The sequence below is a fragment of the Cupriavidus phytohabitans genome (assembly GCF_000426345.1).
Lineage (GTDB): Bacteria > Pseudomonadota > Gammaproteobacteria > Burkholderiales > Burkholderiaceae > Cupriavidus.
In genome coordinates, this window is sequence record NZ_AUFE01000037.1 from 47,826 (window position 1) to 72,724 (window position 24,899).

Here is a 24,899-nt window from a genome sequence, read left to right on the forward strand (position 1 = left end):
CATATCCCTGGCGCAGTCTCCACAAGCGCGAGCAGATTATTGAGAAGTTGCTGGCGATCCATGGATTGAACCGCGAACCCGAGACCGGTCTAACACGCAACGGCTACTATGTCGCACTGATACGGCAGTGCCGGCACCGGCAGCGTACGGGCTGGCTTAGCTTTTGTAGGCAACGGCGTGGGCACAGCCACGGAAGCCATCGGCTCTGTGCAAAGCGGGAGACACGAAACGGGCTGCCAGCCATTGGGCGAATACTCGTACACGTGCCGACAGCTGCCGGTTCTGAGGATATAGCACCGATACAGGCATCGGCGGCGGCGGGTTGCCAGGCAAGACAATCCGTAGCTGACCCGCTGCCAGCTCTCTCTCGATCCGATAGCCAGGTACTTGAACAAGGCCGAGTCCGGAAACGGCAGCACCTGTATATAGCTCGGCGCCAGTCACCGAGATCCTCGACTTGAGTTGCCGCTCTACAGTTTCCTTATCAACCTTGAATTCCAGGCGGCTCGGCCGACCCGTCGCGCTGGAGACGTAGTCCACGGCGTAGTGGTTCTTCAGATCGTCCAGCGTCTTCGGCACACCATACCGCTCAAGATACGCAGGGCTCGCCACAGTGACCTGTTCCAACAACGCGACCTGCCGGCCAATCAGGGACGAGTCCTGCAGGACACCGGCGCGCAGTACGCAGTCCACGCCTTCCCGAACGAGATCGACCAGCCGATCGTCCTCCCCGACATGCAAGGTGATGTCCGGGTACTGCGCCAGGAACTCATCCAGAGCCGGCACGACGAAGTGCCTGGCCAAAGTGCCCTGCAGGTTCACCCGCAGCAGGCCTTTGGGCGGTGCATCGCGAAACGAGCTCTCCGCCTCCTCCAGGTCGGTCAGGAGCCGCACGCAGCGGTGGTAGTAAGCCTCGCCGTCATGCGTCAGACGAACCTGTCGAGTGGTGCGCTCGAGCAACCTGGCGCCGAGGCGCTGCTCCAGACGCTTGATGAGGTTTGTCACCGTCGCGCGCGGAATCTGGAGATCCTCAGCCGCCAGCGAAAAACTGCGTCGGTCCGCGATTCGGACGAAAACCTGCATTTCCTGGAAACGATCCATCGGCGCCCATGGTTGATGTGAACGAAACAACGCAAACAACCCTGTCTATTCCATTCCAGACAACCAGAGGTGCAGCGTGCGCCTCCTGCTGGTCCCTGTTGGGTATATGCCTGTTCGGGATCCTGCCTACATCAACGGCGACTGCCAGCAACCCAAGAAGATCGCCGCAAGCCATAGCGCACGTCGCCCAACAGTTAAAGCAAATGGAATTGTGATCGCAATCTTCCCATAATTATCTTTTGGGTTGAATAGTCGAGAATCCATCTCACGCCCCCTCAAACGAAGGATTCAGACCATGACCGCCATCTCCCAAATTGCCTTGATCACCGGCGCGTCTCGAGGCATCGGTGCCAGCATCGCCCGCCGCCTGGCCCGCGACGGCTTCGCCATCGCCATCAACTACGCCTCCAACGCGGCAGAAGCCGACGCCCTGGTTGCCGAGCTGGTTCAGGCTGGCGCTTCGGCCATCGCGATCCAGGCCGACGTTTCAAAGGCTGAACAGGTACAGGCCATGTTCGCTACCGTCGAAGAAAAACTTGGCAAGATCGACGTCCTGGTCAACAACGCCGGCATCCTCAAGACCGCTCCCTTGGCGCAGACCAGCGACGACCTGTACGCGCTGAATTTCGCGATCAACACGCAGGGCGTGTTCAATACTCTGCGGGAGGCGGCCACGCGACTGAACGAGGGCGGACGCATCATCAACCTGTCAAGCACCACGCTGGCGCTGAACCTGCCCGGCTACGCGATCTACAACGGCACCAAGGCTGCGGTAGAAGCCTTCACCCGCGTTTTCGCCAGGGAACTGCGCGGCCGCCGCATCACTGTGAACGCCGTGGCGCCCGGTCCCGTGGCCACAGACCTGTTCCTCAACGGCAAGACAGAAGAGCAGATCCAGACCTTTGCCAAGATGCCGCCGCTGGAACGCCTGGGCCAACCGGACGACATCGCCGCCGTCGTGGCCTTCCTGGCCGGCAAGGACGGCGCCTGGGTAAATGGCCAGGTGCTGCGCGCCAATGGCGGCGTGGCCTGATCGGCGGAGGCCGCCCATGAGCCATTCCCTGCCTCGGTTCTGCCGACCAGTTTCCGGCTTCGTTGCGCTGGCGTGATGGCCCTTATTGTTTCCCAACAAAACCGTGTGGCGAGACTGAGCGTATTGCAGCAGCGCTTGAGCCCCCTCTTCGCCGTCTGGCACGCTCGACGGGCTGCCGTAGGACAACTTCCCGACCGTGATTCTTCCGTTGGCAACGGTGCGGTACCGAGGCTCTACGATTGAGGCAAGCAGATCGACAGGAGAACGCGCCAGTGCAGCGTTGCCCCGACGCAGTTTCTGGTGTTCAACCAGCAAACGGGCGGGGATCGGCTCGACATGCGCAAGAAACATCCGCTCGCCGAGAACAGTCGACTTTACGCTCCTTTTCAAATTTAGCTTGTTGATGACCCCAATGAGCAGGATCTCGAAGGCCTTCGGAGTAATCAGCAGCACTTCCTTTGAATCGCGTTTGCTACGCTTGCGCAGTCCCGCATGCTGGATTGACTTGAGAGTGATTACTCCCGCAGGCAGCGCCCGTAGCTGGCTCAAGATTCCGGAATGAGCCTGCGGGCTCTTTCAGTGCAGACCCTTCGAATCTTCCTTACCTGCGGAAATCCACGTTTTCGCCCCAGTGCGAACTGAACTGAATCGCATAGAGATCCAGGCTGCATACCCGGACTCCCCGGGTCAGGGCCGCCAGCGCCTGTGCGGCTGCCGGCGCAATTGCATCGAAAATGCACCAGAAGCGCGTGAGAATAGTGCTGCCCATCGCCGGCAATCAGTTCCGGATAGTTGAAGTCATCGCCGGTGTACATCTTGACGCCGGGAGGCAGTCGACGGCGGAAGTCCTCCTCCTTCTCCTTATCCAGGAGCGAGATCTTGATGCCGTCAACCTTGTGATGGCTTTCATGAATAATGCGCAGGCAAGTTTCTGCCGCATTGGCATAGCCATCGCCTCCCCAATAGCCCTTCAGTTCAGGATCAAACTCTCGCCAAGCCCGTGGAGAATGACCGGGGCCTGGGCATGCACGAGAACGTCCCGGTAAACGCAGATGTAATCGTCGGGCGACTTTGCAACGCGGGCCAGTGCGCGACTGGCCATCAGGATGATCTGACTACCGGCGGACTGAATCCCGTCTAGCTGCTCTTGATACGCGGACACTACCTCGGGGATGCTTCGCAGTGCCCCACTCGGAAACTGGTCCGTGCCACAGCCGCTAGCAACGCGAGCCCCGTGGCTGTCCGCCGTCTCTTGGACGGTTCGCTTAATCAACTCCAGCGCCGTAGCCAGGGCAGGCCCATCCCTCGCTGGGCGGTATCCATGGCTTCGGCAATGCCCAGTCCCTGCTCAACGAGGTAACGGCGGTAGGCGATGGTCCGATCCCAGTCCACCGACGGGGAGCCATTCAGTTCACCCGAGCGGAGCGGATCTTTCGCGGGGACCTTCTCGCAGTGACCCCTCTGAGCTGCGACCGGTGCTTAAATTTCGAGGTCAATATCAAAGCCGGCCGAAGAAAGCACAAGCAATTGCCAGTCCAATGCCGCGGCGGGATCCGGTGACAAGGGCGACTTGATGCGTCATTGCACACCCCCACTTGCTGGAAGCTTTCTGGCCGCGGGGCCGGCGATGCCGAGCGCGCGCGCCTGTTCGCGCGGATTGGTGACTGGCCGCCCGGCATCTCGTGGCGGTACACGTCGGCGGTGCCGGCACGGATTTCGGATTCGAATGGCGCGTAGTAGCGGCGCCCCTCTCGACCTTGCAGCCCACACCACTTCCTAGTCAGCCACGAAGATAGCCTCGTTCCTACGTATCGCCGGCAAGAACACGATCGCCAGAGTTGCAGCCGTCAGCATTAGGATCGCTAGCGATATGGGACGCGACACAAATACGGTGGGATCCCCTCGCGAAATGCTGAAGGCACGTCGCAAGCTCTCCTCCATCATCGGGCCAAGGACGAGACCTAGGAGCAGCGGAATCAGCGGAAATCGCAGAGTGGTGAGGACGATGCCCAAGACAGCCAGGATTGACATCATGACCAGGTTCACGAGACTGCTGCTCACGGTATAGACTGCGATGCACGAGAACACGATGATGATGGGAAACAGGATGGCCTGACGGACACTCAGCAACCTCACCCACAGGCCGATCAATGGGAGATTGATGACGACCAGCATGACGTTACCCACTAGCATGCTTGCGATTAAACCCCATACCAGTTCAGGCTGTTTCGTCAGTACCTGAGGCCCAGGCTGGATGCCCTGCATAATCATTGCGCCGAGAATCAGTGCGATCACAGGATTTCCAGGAACACCCAACGTCAGAAGTGGAATGAACGAGGTCTGCGCAGCTGCGTTATTGGCCGCCTCGGGGCCCGCAACGCCTTCCACAGCGCCCTCCCCCAACTCAGCTTTGTGCTTCGATACCTTTTGCTCGACCATGTAGGAAGCAAATGGGCTGAGTTGCACACCGCCACCGGGCAGCACTCCAAGGATCGACCCGATAAGCGTCCCTCTCAGAGCAGCCGGGACGCCCCGGCGGACGTCACTGCCGGTCATCTTCGTCGAACCGATAGGATAAGTCGTGGTCTTCGCCTTCTGCTTTTCGCTGATGTTGGTAATGATCTCGTTTAGCCCAAAGAAGGCCATGCTGATCGCCACCAGATCCAAGCCGTCCGTAAACTCTCCAATGCCCATCGTGAATCGAAGCGCGCCGGTCTCTACATCAGTTCCAACCAAACCGAACAGCAATCCGAGTATAGCCATTGCGAGGGCCTTGAGCTTGCTTCCCGCGCTGAAGAACACCGAAGAGAGTAGGCCGAACAGCATTAGCGAGAAGTACTCGGGCGCATTGAAGTTGATGGCGAACTGGGCCAGCATGGGCGAGAAGAACGCGATAAAGAAAGTCGCGATGATGCCCGCCAGCAGAGAGCTGAACGCGGCTGCGGCCAATGCAGTACCACCTCGCCCTTTTTTTGCCATCATGTAGCCATCAATTGCTGTCACGACCGAGGAGGCTTCCCCAGGTATCTTGCAAAGGATTGCGGTTGTCGATCCTCCGTACTGCGCGCCGTAGTAGACACCGGCAAGCATGATTAGCGACGTCACTGGCTCCAGTCGAATCGTTATCGACAGGAGCATCGAGATCGTTGCGAGCGGGCCGATGCCCGGCAAGACGCCAATCAGCGTTCCCAACAAGCATCCAACCAGCGCGAAAAGTAGATTGATCGGCGTGGCTGCGACCGCAAGCCCATGCGCCAAGAGAGTTAACGTATCAAACATATTCGGACCACAGCGGCATGGATTGACCCAACAGAACGACGAACGTCACTGCGCAGAAGACAGCCAAGAGAACAGCCGCGATGAGATCGGCCCAGCCGATCTTTCCCGGCATCGCCAGTCGAGCAACCAATGAAGTCACGACGACGGCTACGATAAGTCCGGTTGGCCTCAGCAGCGCGCCGAACACCAATGGTGCGGCACACACAATGAGCAGAACGCGACCGGCGGGCCAGTCATCTGGTGTCGTATGGTCCCTGGTCGCACGGATGAGGAGGATCACTCCGATGACGCCCAACAGGCAGCTAAGCAATAGTGGCGCAAAGCCAGGCCCCATCTGGGACGGCGTCCCGAACTTCAGGTTGCGCCCAAGAAATCCGAACAACGCCGCCAGCGAGACAAGCAATAGCCCGGACAGAAAGTTCTGATTCGATTTTAAGCGCCCCATGTTTGCTCCTTGTACTTGGACACAGTCAATCTCATCGCTGTCGCAATGTCATTCCGCGACGATATTTGCCGTCTTCGCGACCTGCTTGAACAGTTGCGTCTCGTTGGCGATCTTCTTGCTGAACTCCTCCGGGGTCGTCGCCGCCGAGGACATGCCGTTCGCCTCAAGCTTTGCCGCAAATTCTGGTGAAGCCGTGACCTTCTGGAGCGCCGCGCGGTAGCTTGCCAGGGTTGGTGCAGCCAAGCCCTTCGGAGCCATCACACCGAACCAATTGGAGATTCCTTCCAACCCCTTTAGCCCGAGTTCCGAACTCGTGGGCACATCCGGCACGAGCTTGGAACGCTGAGACCCGAGCACCATGAGGCCACGGAGCTTACCCGCCGCAATATTCTCCTTGAGCAGCGTCGGACCTTCCACGACGAACTGCACCTGATTGGCCATCAACTCCGGGAGCATGAGCGCCGCCCCTCGGTAGTGAACCGCCTTTACGTTGATGCGGGTACGCTCCTTGATGAGTTCGGAAAGTACATGCCCAAAGCTTCCCAAGCCCGGCGTGCCGTAGTTCATTTGCCCAGGCTTGCTCTTGGCGAGTTCGATGAACTCGGTCATCGACTTCACACCAAGGCTCGTGTTAGTGGCAACAATGAAGTCACCCTGGCCCACCATCCCGACCGGAGTCAGATCCACCATGGGCTTGACCTGCAAACTCGGATAGACGTTGGGATTGAGCACCATTTGTGCGCCGGAAGCGAACAGAAGGATGTCCCCATCCTTGGACCCGTTCGCCACCGCGGTTGTGGCAATGTTGCCGTTGGCACCGGGGCGATTTTCAACCACGACCTGTCGCCCCACGGTCTTGGAGAACTCAGCAGCGAACAGGCGGCCCATGAGATCCGACAGGCCGCCAGGTGCATAGCCCACAACCAAGGTGATGGGCTTGGACGACTGGGCCCAGGCGGTGCCCCAGCCCATGGTCAAACACGGGGCCACCACGGCCACGCTCGCGAACTTCAAAAGGCTCCGACGACCAGTGCTCATTACATCTCTCCAAAGAATGGTTCTAACAATTCGTCTACTCGAAAATTTTGAGGTCGGCGTCGACCTCGACCGCGAAACCGCTCGGCAGTATCGCTGTGCGAGTCATGATGCTCACTTTCACCAAACACGTGCACGACTAGAGCAGCCGCGCCATTGAAGAGCAACGCGCGCACACCAAAGCTCTCGGTATCACTGACGAATCCTCGAAGGCGTTAGCGATTTGCTCAGCTTTTATTTAATTACCGAACCATATCGTTACTTACGAAGAAGAATGCTCCCGACAAAAATGCATGTCAAGCAACGATCAATGGAATGGGGTAAACGATAGGGTCCCGCTCATGCCAGCCTCAACCCACCCAAGATAAGCAGCATCAACAAGCCTTACGTGTGGCATGTGGATGAGGCGTAAGTGCTTGAAGAAGGCAAGGCGCTGGAAGGCCAGCGCAATCCATCAACGGCCTGGCCAGCCTGGTCGAACAGACGCTGGCGCTCCATCCGTTCGCGGCCACGGTGCACGTGTTCCGCAACCGACGGGCCGACCGCCTCAAAAATGCTGCTCTGGGCCGCAACGGCTTCTCGTCGCTGTTCACCTATCCCGCTCCACACTGCATCCCCGTATGTTGAATTGAAGGCTCCTGATTCGGTTGTTCTGGGCAGCAATTCCGAGAACTGAGGCGCCATGCCGCGACGATGAGTCGAGGACCGACTCTCTGGCGTGATCACGACGCCAGTTGGATTGCGCGTTGGGCCTCGAATGTATTGGATCGGTCAGCGTCATGGGAGACGCCAAAACTGCCATTGAGCGGTGTCATGGAGCGCGGAGCCAATAGCTCGCCGACCGCCAACCGACTTCCCCGAGAAGGAATCCATTCGCCTCTGGCATGAGCCGATTTACCAGGCGCTTTATATTAAAGCTCGAGGGACCCTGAGCAGGGGAAATGAGTGCATGCCTACACCTGAGTCGGTCATTGCGAGTGCATCGTGCTCGCACATGCACGACGGTGCCAGAAGTTTGCCACGCCCGAGGTCATGATCAAAGCCCGCCCCGCAGAAGGTCAACATCCCATCGAACCCGGTCATTGGCAGGGCGCGATCTAATTTTTGGACTGGGTAGGTCGGCGTCGCATTACGCAGCTCGTACCGTCTCGAGCGGGAATAGACCATGCTGAGTAGCGAGCAGCGGCCTTGTTTGCGCGGCTATGGAAAGTTCAGGGCAAGACAGGAGCGGCGCGGCAGCACCCCTACAGTTCAAGATAGCAAGTGGCCGAACAAGCGGGTCAGCTCCAGTCCTAGAAAGAACTCCTTCACGGAGGGATAACACCGTGGACTCGCAGCAGGTCCAGGAACTTCTTGATGGCCTATTATCGGGGCGCAGCGTATAACACGACCAGCCGCTCCCGGCAGAAGCGCCTCTCGTATCCACCGATCTCTCTCAAGCGAAACGCGCTCAGGAACGCGTTGGGCCTTGAACGTTCTGGCGGACGATATAGCGGCAAGCCGCACGCAAGACTCGCACATGCCAAGCTATAATTACACACCTATGCACCAGCTTAGATTTCGCGCAGGGAGCGTATCCAGCCCTTCTAAGTCGGGCTACCAGTAAAACCGCTACGGCCTTAGAAGGCAGGCTATACATGACCAAAGTTGAATCCGCCGCAGCATCCGACAGAAATCAAGAAGATAAGGGCACAAAGCAGTCCAGGGATCCCGCCATGACGCAGGCCCGCATCCTTCGCGCCGCAAAGGCCGAGTTTGCAAAAGAGGGATTTGGAGGTGCCCGCGTTGAAAGCATCGCACTGCGAGCGAAGGCCAACAAGCGCCTGATCTATCACTACTTCGAAAGTAAGGAGAAGCTATTCCTCGCCGTTCTCGAAGATGCCTGGTTGGACATCCGCACTGCAGAGAAGCGTTTGGAGCTTGATCACCTACCCCCGAGGGAAGCCATCATCACCCTCATGACTCACACCTGGAATTACTACTTGAAGCATCCGGAATTTCTTGCTCTGGCGAATAACGAGAATCTGCATCGGGCGCGTCACGTCAAGAAGTCAGCCATCTTTTCGGAATTGCATCAAGATTTTGTAGGTATGCTTAAGCGAATTCTGGATCGCGGGGTTGAAGAAGGCTCATTCAGGCCTGGCATTGATCCCGTGCAACTGCATATTTCGATGGCTGCTGTCGGTTATTATTACCTGACCAATCAGTACACCGGTCGGGTTATTTACGGATTCGATTTCTCCGACAAGACCGCCCTTGACGCGAGACTTTCCTTCAACATCGATTCAATCATGCGAATTTTGGCTCCTGATTGAATTTCTCGGTGGCAACCGGTGTTGAGCAACTACCGGCCCACCACTATCTGATCCACTATCGACTTTCACTGAGCCCTGCCCCTTGGGTCAGCATTCAATGCAATTCGGAGAAGGTTGCATACCCTGTCTGCTGTCGAGTGGCTTTCAACCGCTTGACGGCCAAAGCTAGATCTCCCCCGAACCACGCACGTAAGTTCAGTGTTCTCCAGCCGAACTCTGGGGCAACCGTCCCACTGTCAGTGTTCTTGAAGAAGGGGATGCTTTTAGCGGATATGCTCAGCCATAGTCCATGCCAGCAGTTCGCTGACGCGTGACGGGGTGGTCAGCGATGCGAGCAATTGCGTGTCGCCGGTAAGCCTCAGGGTCGAGCCCGTTCGGCTTGGCGGAGGCCTCTTCTGCCAGCCGACGTTTCATGTTCAATCGGGTGATTGCGGCTGCCGTACATGCAGCCACTCCGCTTAGACACAGACTCCAAAGTAGTCCCCACCAAATTCTGATGGGGACCACTCCGGATCATTCGCCTCAAGCGTCCACACGGTCCATCAGCGCAGCGAAAGACCTCTTTGCCGTTAGTGATCAGGAAGCTGTCACGCCAGTTCGGACATTGGCATCCGCTTGCGTCGTATGGCCAGTCACGCGCATCAGCCACATTACCAGCCAAGCGAGGACATAGGCAAAGCCGCAAACAACAAAAATCACGTTGTAGCCGCCATTTAGGTTTCCGAGAATCTTGTAATGATCAAGAACGAGACCGACAGCGAGCGGGAACAGCGTTGATCCGACTGCGCCACCCATACCTCCAATGCCCACGACAGAAGCTACCTGTTCCTTAGGGAACATGTCGGACACCGTCGTGTAGAGGTTGGCCGACCATCCCTGGTGTGCAGCGGCAGCGAGACTAAGTAGCCCAACCATGGTCCACATGTCATCAATTAGGGGTGACGCAATAATTGGGGTTACCAGTAACGCCAAAATAAACATCGTGGTTTGGCGGGCAGCACTAACTTTCCAGCCTCGTGCAATCAGTTGCGAGGAAACCCAACCTCCGGCGATGCTACCGATCGATGTTGCCGTATAGACGATGATCAGAGGCAAGCCCAAGTGCTTCATGTCAAGATTAAATCGGCTGGAAAAATATGAGGGCAGCCAGAAGAGCATGAACCACCAGATGGGATCGGTAAGAAATTTCCCAAGCAGGAAGATCCAAGTACCGCGCATCCGAAGCAACGACACCCAGGGTACCGCCCCCCCCGCCGGCACCTCACCCGCATCAGACTCGATTAGAGTAAGTTCCTGTTTGGAGACCTTCTTGTGCAAGTGCGGAGATTGGTAGGCCAATTGCCAGCAAGCAAGCCACACGACTCCAGTAAAACCAGTCGCGAAGAAAGCCGCTTCCCAGCCATATGTTGCAGCCAGCCATGGCACAGTAGCAGGCGCGACAACGGCGCCGATGCTGCAACCAGCGGTTATGAAGCCCATAGCGAGAGCTTGCTCTCGGCGCGGGAACCACTCCGACACAGTCTTCACGGCCGCTGGGAAGTTGCCAGCTTCCCCAAGCGCTAGCAAACCGCGCATGAACGCAAATCCCAGTGTGTTCCTAACTGCAGCGTGGCCGCAGGCGCCGATGGTCCAGACCAAGACACAAAGAGCAAAGCCAATTTTGGTACCAAGGCGGTCGATCAGGCGCCCCGCGAGCAACAGGCCGATCGCATAGCAGATCATAAACACCATTACCACATGGCTGTACTGTGTCTCAGTCCAACCAAACTGCCCCTCCAGAACCGGCTTGAGTAGACCAAGCACTTGGCGGTCGAGATAGTTGATTGTGGTTGCAAAGAATAGCAACGCGCAAACGCGCCACCGGTAAGATTTGTACTCCACTTGCGTCTCCACTCTCCCTGAGGTTGCCACATTCCAGCGATATGCCTCGCTGGATACATCGTTCACTTTGCCTCCGACGGCGCCTGAGCATGGAGCATGCCCCCATACTCCTAACAGATGCTTGCCCCTGATGCGAAAGCTGCTTTCAATCCCGCGATTGCGAGAGCTGGCTAAACACTGCCGGCCTCTTTTCCCTGAATGCAGCCACGCCCTCGATGGCGTCGGGGCTTGCCTTGCAAACAGAAGCAGCCAATTCGTGGGCGACATCCATAGCGTTCTCCCCAACGAGACGCAGCAGTCGCTTTCCCACCGATAGTGACGTGGAAGAACGTGACGCTAGTACGCTGCAGATACGATCGACCTCGACATCCAGGCATTCTACTGATGCTACTTTATGCAGTAGTCCCCACGCTTGTGCGGTGACGGCGTCGACGGACTCACCTAGCAGGACAAGAGAGCGGGCACGCGCGGGCCCTACAAGCTCAGAGATGCGCTGGCAACCCAGCCAGCCAGGAATGGCACCCACTGTGGACTCCGGAAAACCCACCTCTACGCTAGCGCACGCGATAAGAAAATCACAGCTCAGCGCGAGCTCCAAGCCTCCCCCTAGGGCGTTTCCGCGAAGCACTGCAATCGTCGGAATCTCGAGTTCGGCGATACGTCTGAAAATGCGATTGCCCGCACGAACAAATCGGGCACCCATGGCCTGAGCGTCGAGGGATCCCCACTCTGAAATGTCGGCGCCACTGCAAAAGAAGCGCTGCCCGGCACCGCGCAGCACGACGACCCGAATGTCGGGGCTAGCCTCCACGATATCGAGCAGATTCCCGATTTGAGAGAGCATAGCGAGCGTGAGGGCATTGTGCTTCGCGCTACGATTCAGTGTGATAGTGGCGACACTACCCCGCACTTCGTACTGTACGTCCTCGGATCCAAGTTGCTGAGCGTCGGAGTTCATCGTGAATTGCATCGTAATTCCTTAGTTCGTGACGTTGACAAGCAGACTGGAATCGACCAGCGGGGCAAATCCCATTCTTGCCAGCACGTCCTTCTCTACATCTACGCCTGGGGCGACTTCAACCAGGCGCACCCCCTCCGGGTCCAGACGGAAAACTGCCCGTTCCGTAACGTAGAGAACCTCCTTGCCAGCCTTGCGGGCTTCTCGACCACTGAATGTCACGTGTCGTACTCGTTCCACGAGCTTCGGTATTTCTCCGGGGGAAATAATGCTGACGTTCTCACCATCCTCCTGAATCTCGAGTCCCTTCGTCTCGAAAGCACCGCAGAACACGACTTTCTTAGCGCCATGGGTGATATCCATGAATCCACCAGGGCCAACCACCGTTGTGCCGAGTTTGGATACATTCACGTTCCCTTCCGCGTCCATTTCGCCCATGCCAAGGAACGTGATATCAATGCCCCCCCCGCTATAGAAATCAAACTGATCAACACTGGCCACAATAGCGTCCGCATTTCGCGCCGCGCCGAACATCACGCCATCCAACATGTTTCCGTTGTGAATTCCTTGTTCGACGGTACACCAGTAGGCGCCCTCTTGCCCCTCGGCTGCCAGCAAACCGGGAATAGCCCCAGGGAAGCCGAAGCCGAAGTTCACCGATTGCCCCGGCACCAACTCCCTTGCGGCACGCTCTGCGACGAGCCGTCGAATGACAATGGGAGCCTCCTGCTCCGTACCCGAAATTTCGCAACGCGACTCGCCGCTCAGTGTGGGGTCGTATTCCGCAATTTGACACTGTGGTTGGGTTGGCACCTCCACGAGAGTTGACACCAAAACTCCTGGAATGCGCACTTGGCGCGGAGAGATGTGCTCTCCGGACTGGATCCTGCGCTTCACCTGGACAATGACCTTGCCGCCGCTATTGCTAGCAGCGAGGGCCAACGCATACACATCTAGGTCGGCCGGCTCATGCCGCGTAGTCACGTTCCCTTTCTCATCCGCCGCAGATGCCATCACGATAGCGAAGTCGATTTTGAACGGCTTGTAACGCAAATACTCCTCGCCACCAAGGCTGACTACCTCCACAAGGTCATCGGTGGCCGAGGCATTAATTTTGCCGCCGTTTACACGCGGATCGGCAAATGTACCCAACCCTACACGGGTGATGACGCCCGGTCTCCCAGCGCCAATCTCTCTGAACAAGGTGGCGAGGACGCCTGCGGGAAAGCTGTAAGCCTCAATTTGCTCAGTGCGCGCGAGTTCCTGCATAGCTGGGGACCAACGCCAATGACCACCGATCACACGCTTGACCATACCGGGATGCGCGAACCGACCTAGGCCACTACCCTTCCCATCCCCAATCCCTAAGGCATGGACCACGGTGAGATTTCTTGGGTGCCCAGTCGCCAAAAATCGCCGCTCAAGTGCTGCCAGCACGGCATCAGCCTCCAACAATCCACCGCCGGATCCAGAGATCGCCACTGTCGCGCCATCTTGAATCTGTTCAACCACAACTTCCAAGCTCTTCCACTTGCCCACTTCAGGCCTCCGTCAACCCTATCATCACACTCATCTGCGTCGTACATGTAACGAACCAGATGGTTACTTATGAAGAATACTGTCACATGCATATGCAAAGGACAAGGAATGTTTCCGACTCTGCGGGTTTACCTGTAAACCCAAGCCCAGCCTCAGAACGAGGACATTGACAGCCGTCACTGCCTCGCATTAAATAACGAACTGGTTGGTTACTTAGTAGGCTCGAGGCGAGTTGGGCGGTGTACTGGGAGGCGCTTCAGCCCGCGTCGCCAACAGGGCACGCACCACACCCTGAATGTCCTGGCGAGGGGACGCAACATTACTTGTCACCCTCATCACCGGAGCGCGCCGCACCATCGACCAAGCTCGTCGGGCATCTAGGTCACTCACCAGGCAACCAATGGCTTACCTCGTACAAATTAAATTGAGGCTAGGCCAGCTCATAGCGAAGAAAGAAACTGATAGGAAAAGAGGGAGCGAGATAAAAGATCATGAGGCAACAACTACTCCTTTGCGCCGCAGCGATGAGCTGCACTGTGACCCAGCTTGCGCATGCAGAAGGTAGCGTTACCCTATTCGGCTTGGTCGATACGACCATTCGATACACTACTAATGAGAATCCGTCGGGAGATCGCAAACTGCAGATGGCAGAAGGTGTCTTGACGGGAAGCCGTTGGGGCTTGATAGGCAAAGAAGAGCTGGGTGGCAATAATCAAGCCATCTTCGTATTGGAATCTGGTTTTGCACTAGATTCAGGGCAAAGTCTTCAAGGAGGGCGGCTATTCGGCCGCCGCGTGTACACAGGTCTGCAAGGGGAATTCGGCACCATCACGCTGGGACGTCAATACACTGTCATCCATGAGGCTATTGCTAAGAACGATGCCATGGCTCTGGCAAACCTTGCCTTAGTTGGCTTTCAAGGGGGGAACTACACAGGCGGTGTGCGGCAAGACAATATGCTGAAGTACACCGGAATTTTTGGTGGTTTCTCTATTGCCGCCCAACATGCATTTGGCGAGGTAGCAGGAAGCGTTGCGAAATCGTCTTCGACCGGTGGAAGCATTTCTTACGCGGGCGGTCCCTTCTCCGTAACAGGTGGCTATCAAATCATCCGGGACACGGCTAGCTATTTCGGCGTCACGGTCCCGGTTAGCGATCAAAAGGTCTGGACGCTCGGGGGTAACTATGCATTTGGTAAGGCAAAGCTATTCCTGAATTACGTTCACAATAGCCTCACCACTGCAGATTATCGCAACCAGGTGGTCCATCTGGGGTTGAGCTATTCGATCAATAGCGCCTGGACCTTTACCGCCCTCGGCAACTACGATCACCTGAACCACGCATCTCAGTCTGGCAATCGGTATGGCGGCGCACTCATGCTGGACTACGCGATGAGCAAACGAACCGATGTCTATGCGGAGGCGGACTACACCAAGCTATCCGGCGCTTGGACTACGCTGGCATCGCAGAATGGATTCACGACGCCATTTTACGGCCACGACAACCGCGTCGGTCTGACGGTGGGCGTTCGCCACAAGTTTTAAGTCCACCGTTCTCGCCTGCGATCGGCGCACTGGTAAGTCCATTACAAGTGCGCCGCTTTGCCATGCTTAATGAAGGCCAGGCGCCATACCCCGCAGCGTGGCCCCAACCTACCGGATCACTACAAGGTGGCCATTGCTGGGAACAAACGCACCGACACTCGAAGCTACGCTTCCGGTAAGCAGACTCCAAGTGCTAATCGGAGTTAGGCCATGCCAATGCTGAAGATTCCAAAAGTCATCAAACAGAAGGCCGAAGGTCAAGCGGCAGATGCGATTCGGGAGGCCATTATGGATGGCGTGATTCTACCGGGCGCTCGAATCACGGAGGTACAACTAGCGGCTGAAATGAGTCTATCCCGTGCAACAATACGCACGGCGCTTCATCAGTTACAGAAGGAAGGACTCACCACACTAATTCCATATACCGGCTGGACGGTTATTTCACTGACTGCGAAGGATGCGTGGGAGTTGTACACCATTCGGTCCAGTATTGAGAGACTCGCGGCTCGCATGGTTGCTTATAGCATCAACGAGGCCAAGCGCAGCGCTATCTCGGCTAGCCTTGAAAGACTTATTTCAATTAGCAAAACGGGGAATACACAAGTCATTGCAGATGCGTATTTCGCTTTGCATAATACGATCGTCTCGCAAGCACACCATGGCAGGCTACTTTCCCAATACGAGTCCGTTGAGCAGCAGGTTCGCCTATGTATCCGCTCCACCAGTTCGTTCATGCATGACGTTTCCGCGCTCCTGGAGCAGCAAAGTTTCATCGTCGAAGCGATACTAAACGGTGATATCGATGAGGCCGGGAATCTCGCGGAGACTCACAATCTTAGCGAAGGGAATACCCCTAATACCCTCGCGGCCAGTAGCTACGCTAATGGCACGCGACTGCAAGCCTGGCTTGCTTACGTTTGGCTCGCTACAGGTTCAGAGGTTGTCGATTGGATGTTCAAGGGCACACTGGCGGTCAGATTTCGATTGAGGAACTGCATGAAGCGGCCTCGGAACTGGACCGCGTGAAGGTGAGCATATTCTTCGGCTCGATCGGCATCACCAGCCTCAATGGCGCTGACGATGTCCGCATGCCCACCAGCCATCTTATCCACGCTAAGTTCGGTGCTCAGCGCTTCGTATTCGAAATGAAGATGAAGCATTCGCCGCCCCTCATCGAGCAGACGGCGGTAGAGGTCAGCGAAGTAGACGTTCCTACCGGCCTTGGCCACGGCCATATGGAAGTCATAATTCTTGTCTATCATCCCAAGGCTGTCGCCAGATTTGATACTGGCAGCAATCGCCTTCTCATACGCCTTCTGTGTTTCACGTATCAGTGCTAAATCAGCCGGGGTTCGGTGCAATGCCGCGAGTCGAGTGGTAACCCGCTGGAGAAGGTCAAGTGCATCCAGGAACTCCGGCATCCGCTGATAGTCCATCGGCGTAACAACGGTACTCCGATTCGGAAGTATCTGTACCAAGCCATCGCCAGAGAGTCGAACCAACGCCTCGCGAATGGGGGAGCGTGAAAGGTTGAATCGCTCCGCAAGTCCATTTTCGTCCAGCGGAGTCCCGGGCGCCAACTGCATCTTCAGGATTTCGTCGCGAAGAATTCCGTAGACACGGACAGCTCCTGTCTCCTTGACCGCGTGATTCTCAGTTGAAGCCTTTGCCATGGATCTCTAATTAATGAAGACGGTGCTCGCTCAGCTTTCCCGATGCTGGCCATTCGATGCTATTGCTATCCGCTCATGAACGGATTTAGTTCCTCCGGCCAGGAGGGCGTCGCTTGCCATCGGCGAGAACATTACCCTGCCATCTTTCATCGACAGCGTGATGCATCTATTGTCGATATTATGCCGACAATGTCAAACATGCATCCATATGGACGATATGTCACATTCAGTCTTGGCTACCGACCTCGTTTGCCATGGGAGGACCGCCGCCGGCAGCCCTCCAGGCAATCGAACGCTACTGACTACTCAGCTCGAAAATGGCGTCCACCTCGACGGCCACGCCTCGTGGAAGTGAATTGCACCCGACTGCTGCGCGCGTGTGACGACCAGCGTCACCAAGCACCGCGACAATCAAATCCGAAGCACCGTTGATGACCTTCGGATGGTCTTTAAAGTCCGCTGCGGCGTTGACAAAGCCGCCAAGCCGAACGCACCCTACAACTTTGTCGAAGTCGCCCCCGACCGCTTGGTTCACCTGCGACAAAACGTTGATCGCACAGAGCCTGGCGGCGGCCTGCCCCTCTTCGAGGCTGACATCCACGCCTAGCTTGCCAACATACTTGTCCACGCCACCGGTCACCGGAACCTGGCCCGAAACATAAAGCAAATTGCCCACGCGCTTTGTCGGCGAGAAATTTGCACCTGGTGTCACGGCAGGCGGAAGCTCGATACCGACTTCCTTCAACCGCTCTTCGAGAGTCGCTGCCATCACGCCTCCCCCTTCGGCCCAATAGGTTGGACGTGAGGGCCGCATCGCTCAATGGCGATTCGAGTCGTTTCCTCAGGCGAACGCTCCCACCAGTCGAGTTCCGAGAAAATCTCAAGCTCAAACGGGCCGGTATAGCCGATGTCGTCTAGCCATCCCTTGATGCGAGGGATATCGACCACACCGTCCCCAACCATGCCGCGGTCTCTAAGATTTCGTGTCGGAACTAGCCAGTCGCAGTAGTGGAACGTGAGAATTCGTTCCGGGCCGGCGCGACGCAGTTCCTGCTCGAACTCCGGGTCCCACCAGCAATGGTAGACATCAGGCACCAGACCCGCCGCGTCGCCAAGCTCATCACAGAGGTCATTCGCTACCCTGATGGAGTTCAACACGCTACGGTCGCCTGCGTACATCGGGTGAAGCGGTTCCAGGCCAAGCTTCACACCGACTTCACGCGCATGCGGCGCAAGGGCAAAAAGCGCATCGCGCACCTTGGCTCGCTGTCCGGCGATGTCTTTGCTATCCGAAGGCATTCCGCCAACCACCATCATGAGGCAGCCTGCACCAATTTCCGCAGCCGCGTCGAGCAACCGGCGGTTTGTATCAATGGCCTCAGAGATGTTGCGGCCCGCCGCGACGTTGAACCATTCGCTCGTGCAAAGCGACGGTACCCACATCTCCAGCTCACGAAGATGCTTGCGGGTCTGTGCGACGCCGTAGTCCTCCATGAAGTTGCGCCAGACAGCGATGCCATTGATGCCGTGGCGCTTATAGCCTTCCAGCGCTTCTGGCATCGACCACTTCGGCGTCGTGATCTGGTTAATTGAGAATCTTGAAAGGTCAAAACTCATTTCTTTCCCCACGTCTCAGTCACGCGCCGCGCTGTTTCAGGGAAGCATCACGGTCAACCTGGTCACCCTTGAACACGACCTTGTGGAAGCGCTCGGCGTATTCGGGCGACACCTTGCCGTTGGCCAGATCAGCTTCAATGAGGTCCAGCGAGCGCTTCAGCGGATCGCCGTAGCCACCACCGCCCGCCTGCTCGTGGCGAATCGTGGCACCGCTGTTCAGTGTCATCGTGAATTTGCTGGGCAGCGGCTTTGTTTCCTGGCCCACTCGTAGCGAGTTCTTGGACGGAGCTCCCGAGCATCCGCCGAACAGGCCGTAAGGCGCATGCGCGCTGCGGTCAGAGCGGATTTGTGCGACGACTTCCTCTGCGAGGATTCGATACTCTCGCACCAGGCCCAGGCCACCGCGATATTCGCCGGCGCCGCCCGAATCCTGGGCGAAGCCATACGCCTCCATAACGATGGGGTAGCGAGCTTCGAGGGTCTCGATGGGCATGTTTGACATGTTCTGCGAGGGATTCGTCACACCCTCGATGCCATCTTTGTTGAATCGACCACCCCAGGCACCGTTGATCATGTCCACCAGGATGAACGGCTCGCTGGACTGCTTGTCGTATCCGCTCAGCGCGATGACGGTGTTACCGCCTTCGCCGGCCGCCATGACCTTCGTGGGGGCAATCTTCGACAGAGCGCCGAACACGCAGTCCACCACGCGGTATCCCGTCAGCGCACGCGCCGCCACGGGTGCCGGCATACGCGGGTTCAGAATGGAGCCCTCGGGAGCAGTGATGTCGATGCAGCGATAGACACCGGCGTTGTTCGGCACGTCAGCCTCGAGCACGCAGCGGATACCCAGATATGTGGCGGACTTTACAAACGACAGGGTCGAATTGATAGCACCCCGAACCTGCGGCGACGAGCCGGCAAAGTCGACCGCGACGGACGAACCCTTCACCGTGATGGCACACTTGATGGGGATGGCCTCATCGGTGAAGCCGTCGCTGTCAATGTAGTCGGTAAACTCGTAGACGCCATCTGGCCAGGCGGTGATCGCCTGCCGTGTCAGACGCTCACCATAATCCAGCAGTTCGTCAAAGTACTGGCGCAGGTTATCTTCGCCGTAACGCTGAATCATCTTCACCAGTTCGCGCTCGCCGATATTGCACGTTGCGAGCTGCGCATCCAAGTCGCCCAGAACCAAGTCCGGCAGTCGCACGTTCTTCTTGATGATGTTGACCAGGGTGTCGTTCTCTTCGCCACCGATATACAGCTTGGTCGGCGGGATGCGCAGCCCCTCTTGGAAAATCTCGGTGGAGTCGGCTGCATTCGAACCCGGCACGCGACCACCCACATCGCAATGGTGAGCGATGACGACGGAGAACCCCTGGAGCCTGCCTTCGAAGAAGATAGGCTTAAACATGAAGATGTCCGGCAGGTGCATTCCGCCTTCGTACGGGTCATTGAAGATGATGACGTCGCCGGGGTTCACATTGTTCGCGAACTTCTTGATGACCACGTCCACGGCATCGGGCACGGCGCCGAGGTGGAGCGCCACGGTCTTGGCCTGAGCCAGGATCCGGCCGGTGGCGTCGCACATCGTCACGGAATAATCCAGCACGTCACGGATGATGGGCGAACGCGCGGTGCGCATCACCGCGAACGCCATGTCATCTACGATCGTGTCCAGTGCATTCTTGATCACGGCAAAAGTGATGGGGTCGACTTTACGTTGTGCCATATTTGACTCCTTTGATTCAGGCGAGCGATGCAATGACGCTGCCTACCTTGTCGGTGCTGACGCGCCAGCCCGGCGGGATAACAATCGTGGTATCAGAGCTTTCGAGAATGACCGGACCCAAAATTTCCTTGTCCAGCAGCGCTCGCGGAATGATGGGCGTATCGACCCAACCTGATTCGCGGTTGAAATAGACCTTCCGGCTCAAGCGCTTCGCGTCGGCCGATACATTGGAGGTGCTTTGAATGTCGCGGAAGTCGAGCGTCTTGGTCGCGATTCCTCGCGCGAGCAGTCGGACATTGGCGCACTCGATGGCGTCGTTTGACGCATACCCGTACATTGCCGTGTAAGCGTCACGGAATCCCTTATGCAACTGCTCGCGAGCATCTTCCCCAAGCGAAGCCGGCACTTGGACAGGAATCTCGTAGTCTTGGCCGCTGAAGCGCATATCCAGCTCGAACAGATACTGAATGCGGTCGGCCGAATAGCCTTCGTTGGCCAGCGCTTTGGCAGCCTCGTCACGCATTTGTGCGACGCTCTGCTCCAGCTCACCCAATTCGAGGTCATTCAGCAGGCTGTGGAACGGACGAACGAAGTAACGTTCGACGGCGCCAGCCAGCATGCCCATTGCGGTGAACACACCCGGGGCTGCAGGGAACACGACGCGTTTCATCTCAAGTGTGCGAGCCAGATCGCATGCATGGACGGGGCCGGACCCACCGAACGCCATCAGCGTGAAGTCCCGCGGGTCCACACCGCGTTCCACAGTCACAGCCTTAATGGTGCGTGCCATGTTGACGTTGACCACCTCGCGGATGCCAACAGCCGCCTCTTCGATGGAAATATCGAGGGGCTCGGCGAGCAGGCTGCCAATTGCCTCGCGGGCGGCGGTAATATGCAACTCCATCGTCCCGCCCGCCAGCTTCTGTGGCAGAAAACCCAGAACCGCGTTCGCGTCGGTCACAGTTGGACGCTCGCCGCCGATGCCATAGCAAACCGGCCCAGGGAATGCGCCAGCAGAAACCGGACCGACGTTCAGGAGGCCACCGGCATCGATCCACGCAATCGAGCCCGCACCGCTACCGACTTCGGCGACGTCGATGGTGGGCACGCGCATCATGTAGCCGCCAGCCTTGATGAAGCGGCTCGGCGTCGAGATGCCCGCGCGGAATTCATATTCGTTGGTACGTGCCAGCTGACCATCATGGATCAGAGAGGCGGATGCGGTCGTACCCCCCATGTCGAACACGACGAGATCGCGGTCTTCACGCGCTTCGCCCAGGCGACCAGCACCCACCACGCCGGCCGAGCGACCGGACGAAATGAAGAACACGGGGGTGTCCTGTGCAACGCGCGCGTTTGACAGACCACCATTGGAATTGCTGACCAAGAGCGGCGCGTTCACGCCGATCCGCTTAAGGCCACTTTCCAGGCGCTGCAGATAGGTGCGCAGTGCCGGTAGCACATAGGCATTGACGACGGTGGTTGACGTGCGCTCGTACTCGCGCAACTCCGGCAGTACGGAAATCGACGCGGTGACACTTATTTCCGGGAAGCTTTCCTGGAAGGCAGACAGCGCTACAGCCTCGTTCCGCTTGTTCTTGTACGAGTTGATAAAGCAGATGGCGACCGATTCCACACCTTCGCTGCGGAAGAACTCACCAGCTTTCGCCAGCTCATCAATAGGTGTCGGACGTTCGATGACGCCACTGGCTAGCGTTCGCTCGTCAATTTCCAGGCGATAACGACGCTCCACCAGAGGCACTGGCTTGTCCCATGTCAAATCGAACATGGTAGGCGTACGGACGCGGCCAATCTCGAGAACGTCGCGGAAACCCTTCGTGGTAATCAGGCCGCATTTTGCGCCGACTTTCTGCAGCATGGTGTTAGACCCAACGGTCGTGCCATGGAGAATTTCCGTGACGTCGTCGGTCCGTAGACCTGCCTGCTTCAGGATGCGCTCGACGCCGATCAACACAGCTTCTTCCGGAGCTGCAGGGGTCGAGGAAACCTTGGTGAACGTAACCTGACCCTTGTCGTCAAGAAGTACTAGGTCAGTAAAAGTACCGCCGATATCTACGCCAATGCGTGCGCTTGCCATAATTTCTTCCGTCCAGTTTTGATGCTGTGGGTGGGTAGTCCTGGCGTCCCAGCCTCGAAATTGCAGCCAGTCCAAGCCCCGCCTTTCCGCCCTCTTACTTCGCTGTCGCAGCGGCCTTTCGCGTGTAGGTCCTCACGCACGTCCTCCGTGTCTCAGAAGGAACTGCCGCCCACGCATTGTCGACCAATTGCCGACAAAGTCAAACATAAAAAATAGAGGCCCGAACACAATCAACTGCAACTATCTGTTTTATAAGCCTTTTTTTACATTTCATGGTTAACCATACCGTTACTTAGTCCTTGACCAAACGAGCTATGTCGACATAGTATCGACTAAACGCCGATCATAAAAGTGGCGCTTACGGCTTTTTACCCTTTGATCCCAGCATCACCGTTGTGGCGTGGAATCTTCAACAGTCGAGGACTAAACATGGGCACCAATTCGAATTTGGTAGTAATAACTGGTGGGGCGAGCGGGATAGGTGAGGCAACCGCACGCCGTTTTGCGACGGCGGGCATGCAAGTCGTCATTGGCGACGTGAACGAAGAGCGTGGGCGCCAAATTGCGGAGGAGCTACACAAAGCTGGACAGCAGGTGTTCTTCTATCCCCTGAACCTGGCGATCGATGAGTCGATTTCGCAGTTCTCGCGCAGAGTCCTCGAAGCGCATGGTGTACCTGACGTCCTCGTCAACTCGGGCGGAGTTCTTCAGAATGCCGTGCGCCTACTTGAGATGGATATGGCGGAGTTCGACCGCCTGTCCAATATCAATGTTCGCGGCACATTGATGGCTTGCCGCGCTTTTGGGGGTGCAATGTGCGAGCGCGGCAAGGGAGCCATCATCAATCTCTGCTCGTTGACCACCTTCAGAGCTTCCGCACAGATTGGCTACGCAATCGGAAAGGCGGGACTCAAGATGCTTACAGAGGTCATGGCAGCTGAATGGGGTCCCAAAGGTGTTCGGGTGAACGCGGTCGCACCCGGCTACACACTGACACCGGCGATGCAGGCCCGAATCGATTCAGGTGAACGCAATCCCGACGCAGTCGTTCAAAAATCCGCGCTGCGTCGCTTCGTCGAACCTTCCGAAGTAGCAAACACCATCTATTTCCTGTGCTCCGATGAAGCGGCGGCAATCACTGGCGTGACGCTTCCCATCGACTGCGGCTGGCTCGTGACAACCGCATACTCGTCGTATGCCGCACAGCCTTGAGCCCCCCAGTGGACACCCCATTTCTATTCGATTAGAGACTCAATAGAGCATCGCCGGGCAAATCAAGGTTCCATTAACAACGCCCCCTCGGGCGGCTACGTCAGTAATACCCACCGACTGCCCCATTTTTGGCGCGCTGCTTCTCAGCTGCTGTGCGCTTTTTTTGGGGTGAACAAGACCAACATGTGTGCTGCACGAAATGGCGGTGTTCGCAATCAATGACATTGCCTTTACCTCAACGGTCACTGTAAGGGCGGTGTCGCGACTACAGTTGCCCGAGCGCAAACGCTAATCCTGACGAAATTCATCGCGCATGAACAAGATTCGAAACTCCAAAGTACTACTCTCACACGGCGATGTGTCATCTCGCCAAGTTGTGCTTGAGATTGCAGACCGAACACTCGATAAACTCGATAGCTATCAGCGCATCCGAAGTATCATGCGCATGGACGGAAACGTTCTGCATATCGGGACGCGCTCATGGGATCTTTCCCGCAAGCGGAATGTGTATCTCATCGGAGCAGGGAAGGCCTGCAATCACATGGCTATGGCGGTGGACCACGTGTTGGGTGATCACCTGACGCAAGGCATTGCCATTGTCAAAATCAAGGAAGAAACGGACCGATTCAACAAGACTGAAGTCTTCGTCGGAGGACATCCCCTACCAAACGAGGAAGGCTACCGTGCGTCGAGAAAAATCATCGAGATCGTCGACCAGGCGGGGCCAAACGACCTCTTCATTGCAGTCATCAGCGGCGGCAGCTCAGCGCTCATGTCCTGCCCCATTGAAGGCATCAGCCTCCAGGACGAAATCGACACAACTGATGTCCTGCTGAAGTCCGGTGCTGGCATCTATGAAATCAACGCTGTTCGTCGGCATATCTCCGCACTGAACGGCGGGATGCTGGCCAAGCGCATCCAGGACGTTGGCGCTGAGCTGATTGGTTTCGGCATTAGCGACGCCGTTGGCTCACCCGCAACGGGGGACATCGCCGTTCCCTATGCAGCGTACAAGAGCACGCCCATCGGTCCCGACATGACAACGTTGGATGATGCTCGCGACACCATCATCAATCGGAACGTCGCAGACCGTCTGCCGAAGAGCTAAAGTCGAAACTGGTGTACAGGCGGGGAATTTGAGGCGCGGAGTAGAGGGCGGTGGAGCTTTCCGCTGAGAATCTGATTGTCGAGATCGGAAACCAGCACAAGAAAGGTCCACCATGAGCAAGGATAAAGGGAAAGAAGCAGTCGGTCTATCGGAAATCGGGCTTGGGCTCGAGGAGCTGATCAGGCGCGGGGCCCGACGGGTCATCCAGGAGGCGATTGAAGTGGAGCTGGCAGAGCTGCTTGAGCAGTTCAGTAACGTCAAGACGTTGAGCGGGCAGCGTGCCGTGGTTCGCAATGGCTACCTCCCGGAGCGCGAGGTGCTGACGG

At 57.2% G+C, this 24,899-nt stretch carries 19 protein-coding genes and 2 pseudogenes; 8 read left to right on the plus strand and 13 right to left on the minus strand.

The genetic code is table 11. From position 1 onward, the window contains the following. Positions 1 to 156: 156 nt before the first annotated feature. Positions 157 to 1,101 (minus strand): LysR family transcriptional regulator, encoded by a 945-nt coding sequence (locus tag K309_RS37160; protein ID WP_051320570.1) that lies wholly within the window; start codon positions 1,099 to 1,101, stop codon positions 157 to 159. Between the two features lie 295 nt (positions 1,102 to 1,396). Here K309_RS37160 and K309_RS0123375 point away from each other — a divergent pair, with 295 nt between their 5' ends. Further along, positions 1,397 to 2,134 carry an SDR family oxidoreductase gene (locus K309_RS0123375; RefSeq protein ID WP_029048671.1) on the plus strand — a complete coding sequence of 246 codons (738 nt, stop codon included), beginning with the start codon at positions 1,397 to 1,399 and terminating at the stop codon, positions 2,132 to 2,134. A 545-nt stretch (positions 2,135 to 2,679) separates the two neighbouring features. Here the strand turns inward: K309_RS0123375 and K309_RS40210 are convergent. The 4 genes and pseudogenes from K309_RS40210 to K309_RS37170 all read right to left on the minus strand — a co-directional run bounded on the left by K309_RS40210 (position 2,680) and on the right by K309_RS37170 (position 6,896). Further along, positions 2,680 to 3,526, minus strand: a pseudogene (locus K309_RS40210) (DUF993 family protein). Positions 3,527 to 3,910: 384 nt separating this feature from the next. After that, complete coding sequence (locus tag K309_RS0123390) at positions 3,911 to 5,413, minus strand: tripartite tricarboxylate transporter permease (RefSeq protein ID WP_029048673.1); 1,503 nt, start codon at positions 5,411 to 5,413, stop codon at positions 3,911 to 3,913. Further along, positions 5,406 to 5,858, minus strand: a complete 453-nt coding sequence (locus K309_RS0123395) for a tripartite tricarboxylate transporter TctB family protein (RefSeq protein WP_029048674.1) — start codon at positions 5,856 to 5,858, stop codon at positions 5,406 to 5,408. The genes K309_RS0123390 and K309_RS0123395 overlap by 8 nt, the downstream gene beginning before the upstream one ends. A 48-nt stretch (positions 5,859 to 5,906) precedes the next feature. Next, on the minus strand, positions 5,907 to 6,896 hold the full coding sequence (locus K309_RS37170) for a Bug family tripartite tricarboxylate transporter substrate binding protein (RefSeq protein WP_051320571.1): 990 nt from the start codon (positions 6,894 to 6,896) through the stop codon (positions 5,907 to 5,909). Positions 6,897 to 7,346: 450 nt separating this feature from the next. On the opposite strand from K309_RS37170, the gene tnpB reads away from it, so the two are divergent. After that, entirely contained in the window at positions 7,347 to 7,520 is a 174-nt protein-coding gene (gene tnpB, locus K309_RS44050; protein WP_084402508.1) for an IS66 family insertion sequence element accessory protein TnpB, read from the plus strand. Positions 7,521 to 8,530: 1,010 nt separating this feature from the next. Next, positions 8,531 to 9,208, plus strand: coding sequence for a TetR/AcrR family transcriptional regulator (locus tag K309_RS0123405; protein ID WP_029048675.1), 678 nt, complete (start codon positions 8,531 to 8,533; stop codon positions 9,206 to 9,208). A gap of 576 nt (positions 9,209 to 9,784) precedes the next feature. Here the strand turns inward: K309_RS0123405 and K309_RS0123410 are convergent. The 3 genes from K309_RS0123410 to K309_RS0123420 form a co-directional block, all read right to left on the minus strand. Then, positions 9,785 to 11,089: an MFS transporter gene (locus K309_RS0123410; RefSeq protein WP_029048676.1), complete on the minus strand. Its 1,305-nt coding sequence runs from the start codon at positions 11,087 to 11,089 to the stop codon at positions 9,785 to 9,787. A gap of 145 nt (positions 11,090 to 11,234) precedes the next feature. After that, on the minus strand, positions 11,235 to 12,059 hold the full coding sequence (locus K309_RS0123415; RefSeq protein WP_232232463.1) for an enoyl-CoA hydratase/isomerase family protein: 825 nt from the start codon (positions 12,057 to 12,059) through the stop codon (positions 11,235 to 11,237). A gap of 9 nt (positions 12,060 to 12,068) precedes the next feature. After that, complete coding sequence (locus K309_RS0123420) at positions 12,069 to 13,586, minus strand: acyl CoA:acetate/3-ketoacid CoA transferase (RefSeq protein ID WP_051320572.1); 1,518 nt, start codon at positions 13,584 to 13,586, stop codon at positions 12,069 to 12,071. 524 nt (positions 13,587 to 14,110) lie between these two features. Here K309_RS0123420 and K309_RS0123425 point away from each other — a divergent pair. Both K309_RS0123425 and K309_RS37175 read left to right on the plus strand, forming a co-directional pair. Further along, on the plus strand, positions 14,111 to 15,130 hold the full coding sequence (locus K309_RS0123425; protein WP_255360123.1) for a porin: 1,020 nt from the start codon (positions 14,111 to 14,113) through the stop codon (positions 15,128 to 15,130). A 210-nt stretch (positions 15,131 to 15,340) separates the two neighbouring features. Continuing rightward, complete coding sequence (locus K309_RS37175) at positions 15,341 to 16,156, plus strand: GntR family transcriptional regulator (RefSeq protein WP_198030844.1); 816 nt, start codon at positions 15,341 to 15,343, stop codon at positions 16,154 to 16,156. On the opposite strand, the gene K309_RS40220 is transcribed toward K309_RS37175, so the two are convergent. From K309_RS40220 to K309_RS0123455, 5 genes are all read right to left on the minus strand, one after another. Beyond that, positions 16,042 to 16,803 carry a GntR family transcriptional regulator gene (locus K309_RS40220; RefSeq protein WP_084402509.1) on the minus strand — a complete coding sequence of 254 codons (762 nt, stop codon included), beginning with the start codon at positions 16,801 to 16,803 and terminating at the stop codon, positions 16,042 to 16,044. The two genes, K309_RS37175 and K309_RS40220, sit on opposite strands and share 115 nt — an antisense overlap. 295 nt (positions 16,804 to 17,098) lie before the next feature. Further along, positions 17,099 to 17,572, minus strand: coding sequence for a RidA family protein (locus K309_RS0123440; protein WP_029048681.1), 474 nt, complete (start codon positions 17,570 to 17,572; stop codon positions 17,099 to 17,101). After that, a complete protein-coding gene (locus K309_RS0123445; RefSeq protein WP_029048682.1) occupies positions 17,572 to 18,420 on the minus strand; it encodes a sugar phosphate isomerase/epimerase family protein in 849 nt (282 codons plus the stop codon). The genes K309_RS0123440 and K309_RS0123445 overlap by 1 nt, the downstream gene beginning before the upstream one ends. 19 nt (positions 18,421 to 18,439) lie before the next feature. Continuing rightward, complete coding sequence (locus tag K309_RS0123450) at positions 18,440 to 20,155, minus strand: hydantoinase B/oxoprolinase family protein (protein WP_029048683.1); 1,716 nt, start codon at positions 20,153 to 20,155, stop codon at positions 18,440 to 18,442. A gap of 16 nt (positions 20,156 to 20,171) precedes the next feature. Beyond that, the gene (locus K309_RS0123455) at positions 20,172 to 22,328 is read right to left on the minus strand and encodes a hydantoinase/oxoprolinase family protein (RefSeq protein WP_232232465.1); all 2,157 of its coding nucleotides are present in this window, start codon (positions 22,326 to 22,328) and stop codon (positions 20,172 to 20,174) included. Positions 22,329 to 22,682: 354 nt separating this feature from the next. On the opposite strand from K309_RS0123455, the gene K309_RS0123460 reads away from it, so the two are divergent. The 3 genes and pseudogenes from K309_RS0123460 to K309_RS0123470 all read left to right on the plus strand — a co-directional run. Further along, positions 22,683 to 23,465 carry an SDR family NAD(P)-dependent oxidoreductase gene (locus K309_RS0123460; RefSeq protein ID WP_029048685.1) on the plus strand — a complete coding sequence of 261 codons (783 nt, stop codon included), beginning with the start codon at positions 22,683 to 22,685 and terminating at the stop codon, positions 23,463 to 23,465. Between the two features lie 313 nt (positions 23,466 to 23,778). Beyond that, the gene (locus tag K309_RS37180; RefSeq protein WP_035878230.1) at positions 23,779 to 24,573 is read left to right on the plus strand and encodes a glycerate-2-kinase family protein; all 795 of its coding nucleotides are present in this window, start codon (positions 23,779 to 23,781) and stop codon (positions 24,571 to 24,573) included. 112 nt (positions 24,574 to 24,685) lie between these two features. Beyond that, positions 24,686 to 24,899: pseudogene (locus tag K309_RS0123470) on the plus strand (IS256 family transposase); the annotation flags it as partial.

What these genes read in the sequence shown, in the direction of transcription:
- K309_RS37160 (WP_051320570.1), bottom strand. Translation starts at nt 1,101, where the DNA reads ATGGATCGTTTCCAGGAAATGCAGGTTTTCGTCCGAATCGCGGACCGA.
- K309_RS0123375 (WP_029048671.1), top strand. Translation starts at nt 1,397, where the DNA reads ATGACCGCCATCTCCCAAATTGCCTTGATCACCGGCGCGTCTCGAGGC.
- K309_RS0123390 (WP_029048673.1), bottom strand. Translation starts at nt 5,413, where the DNA reads ATGTTTGATACGTTAACTCTCTTGGCGCATGGGCTTGCGGTCGCAGCC.
- K309_RS0123395 (WP_029048674.1), bottom strand. Translation starts at nt 5,858, where the DNA reads ATGGGGCGCTTAAAATCGAATCAGAACTTTCTGTCCGGGCTATTGCTT.
- K309_RS37170 (WP_051320571.1), bottom strand. Translation starts at nt 6,896, where the DNA reads ATGAGCACTGGTCGTCGGAGCCTTTTGAAGTTCGCGAGCGTGGCCGTG.
- K309_RS0123405 (WP_029048675.1), top strand. Translation starts at nt 8,531, where the DNA reads ATGACCAAAGTTGAATCCGCCGCAGCATCCGACAGAAATCAAGAAGAT.
- K309_RS0123415 (WP_232232463.1), bottom strand. Translation starts at nt 12,059, where the DNA reads ATGCAATTCACGATGAACTCCGACGCTCAGCAACTTGGATCCGAGGAC.
- K309_RS0123425 (WP_255360123.1), top strand. Translation starts at nt 14,111, where the DNA reads ATGAGCTGCACTGTGACCCAGCTTGCGCATGCAGAAGGTAGCGTTACC.
- K309_RS37175 (WP_198030844.1), top strand. Translation starts at nt 15,341, where the DNA reads ATGCCAATGCTGAAGATTCCAAAAGTCATCAAACAGAAGGCCGAAGGT.
- K309_RS40220 (WP_084402509.1), bottom strand. Translation starts at nt 16,803, where the DNA reads ATGGCAAAGGCTTCAACTGAGAATCACGCGGTCAAGGAGACAGGAGCT.
- K309_RS0123440 (WP_029048681.1), bottom strand. Translation starts at nt 17,572, where the DNA reads ATGGCAGCGACTCTCGAAGAGCGGTTGAAGGAAGTCGGTATCGAGCTT.
- K309_RS0123445 (WP_029048682.1), bottom strand. Translation starts at nt 18,420, where the DNA reads ATGAGTTTTGACCTTTCAAGATTCTCAATTAACCAGATCACGACGCCG.
- K309_RS0123450 (WP_029048683.1), bottom strand. Translation starts at nt 20,155, where the DNA reads ATGGCACAACGTAAAGTCGACCCCATCACTTTTGCCGTGATCAAGAAT.
- K309_RS0123460 (WP_029048685.1), top strand. Translation starts at nt 22,683, where the DNA reads ATGGGCACCAATTCGAATTTGGTAGTAATAACTGGTGGGGCGAGCGGG.
- K309_RS37180 (WP_035878230.1), top strand. Translation starts at nt 23,779, where the DNA reads ATGAACAAGATTCGAAACTCCAAAGTACTACTCTCACACGGCGATGTG.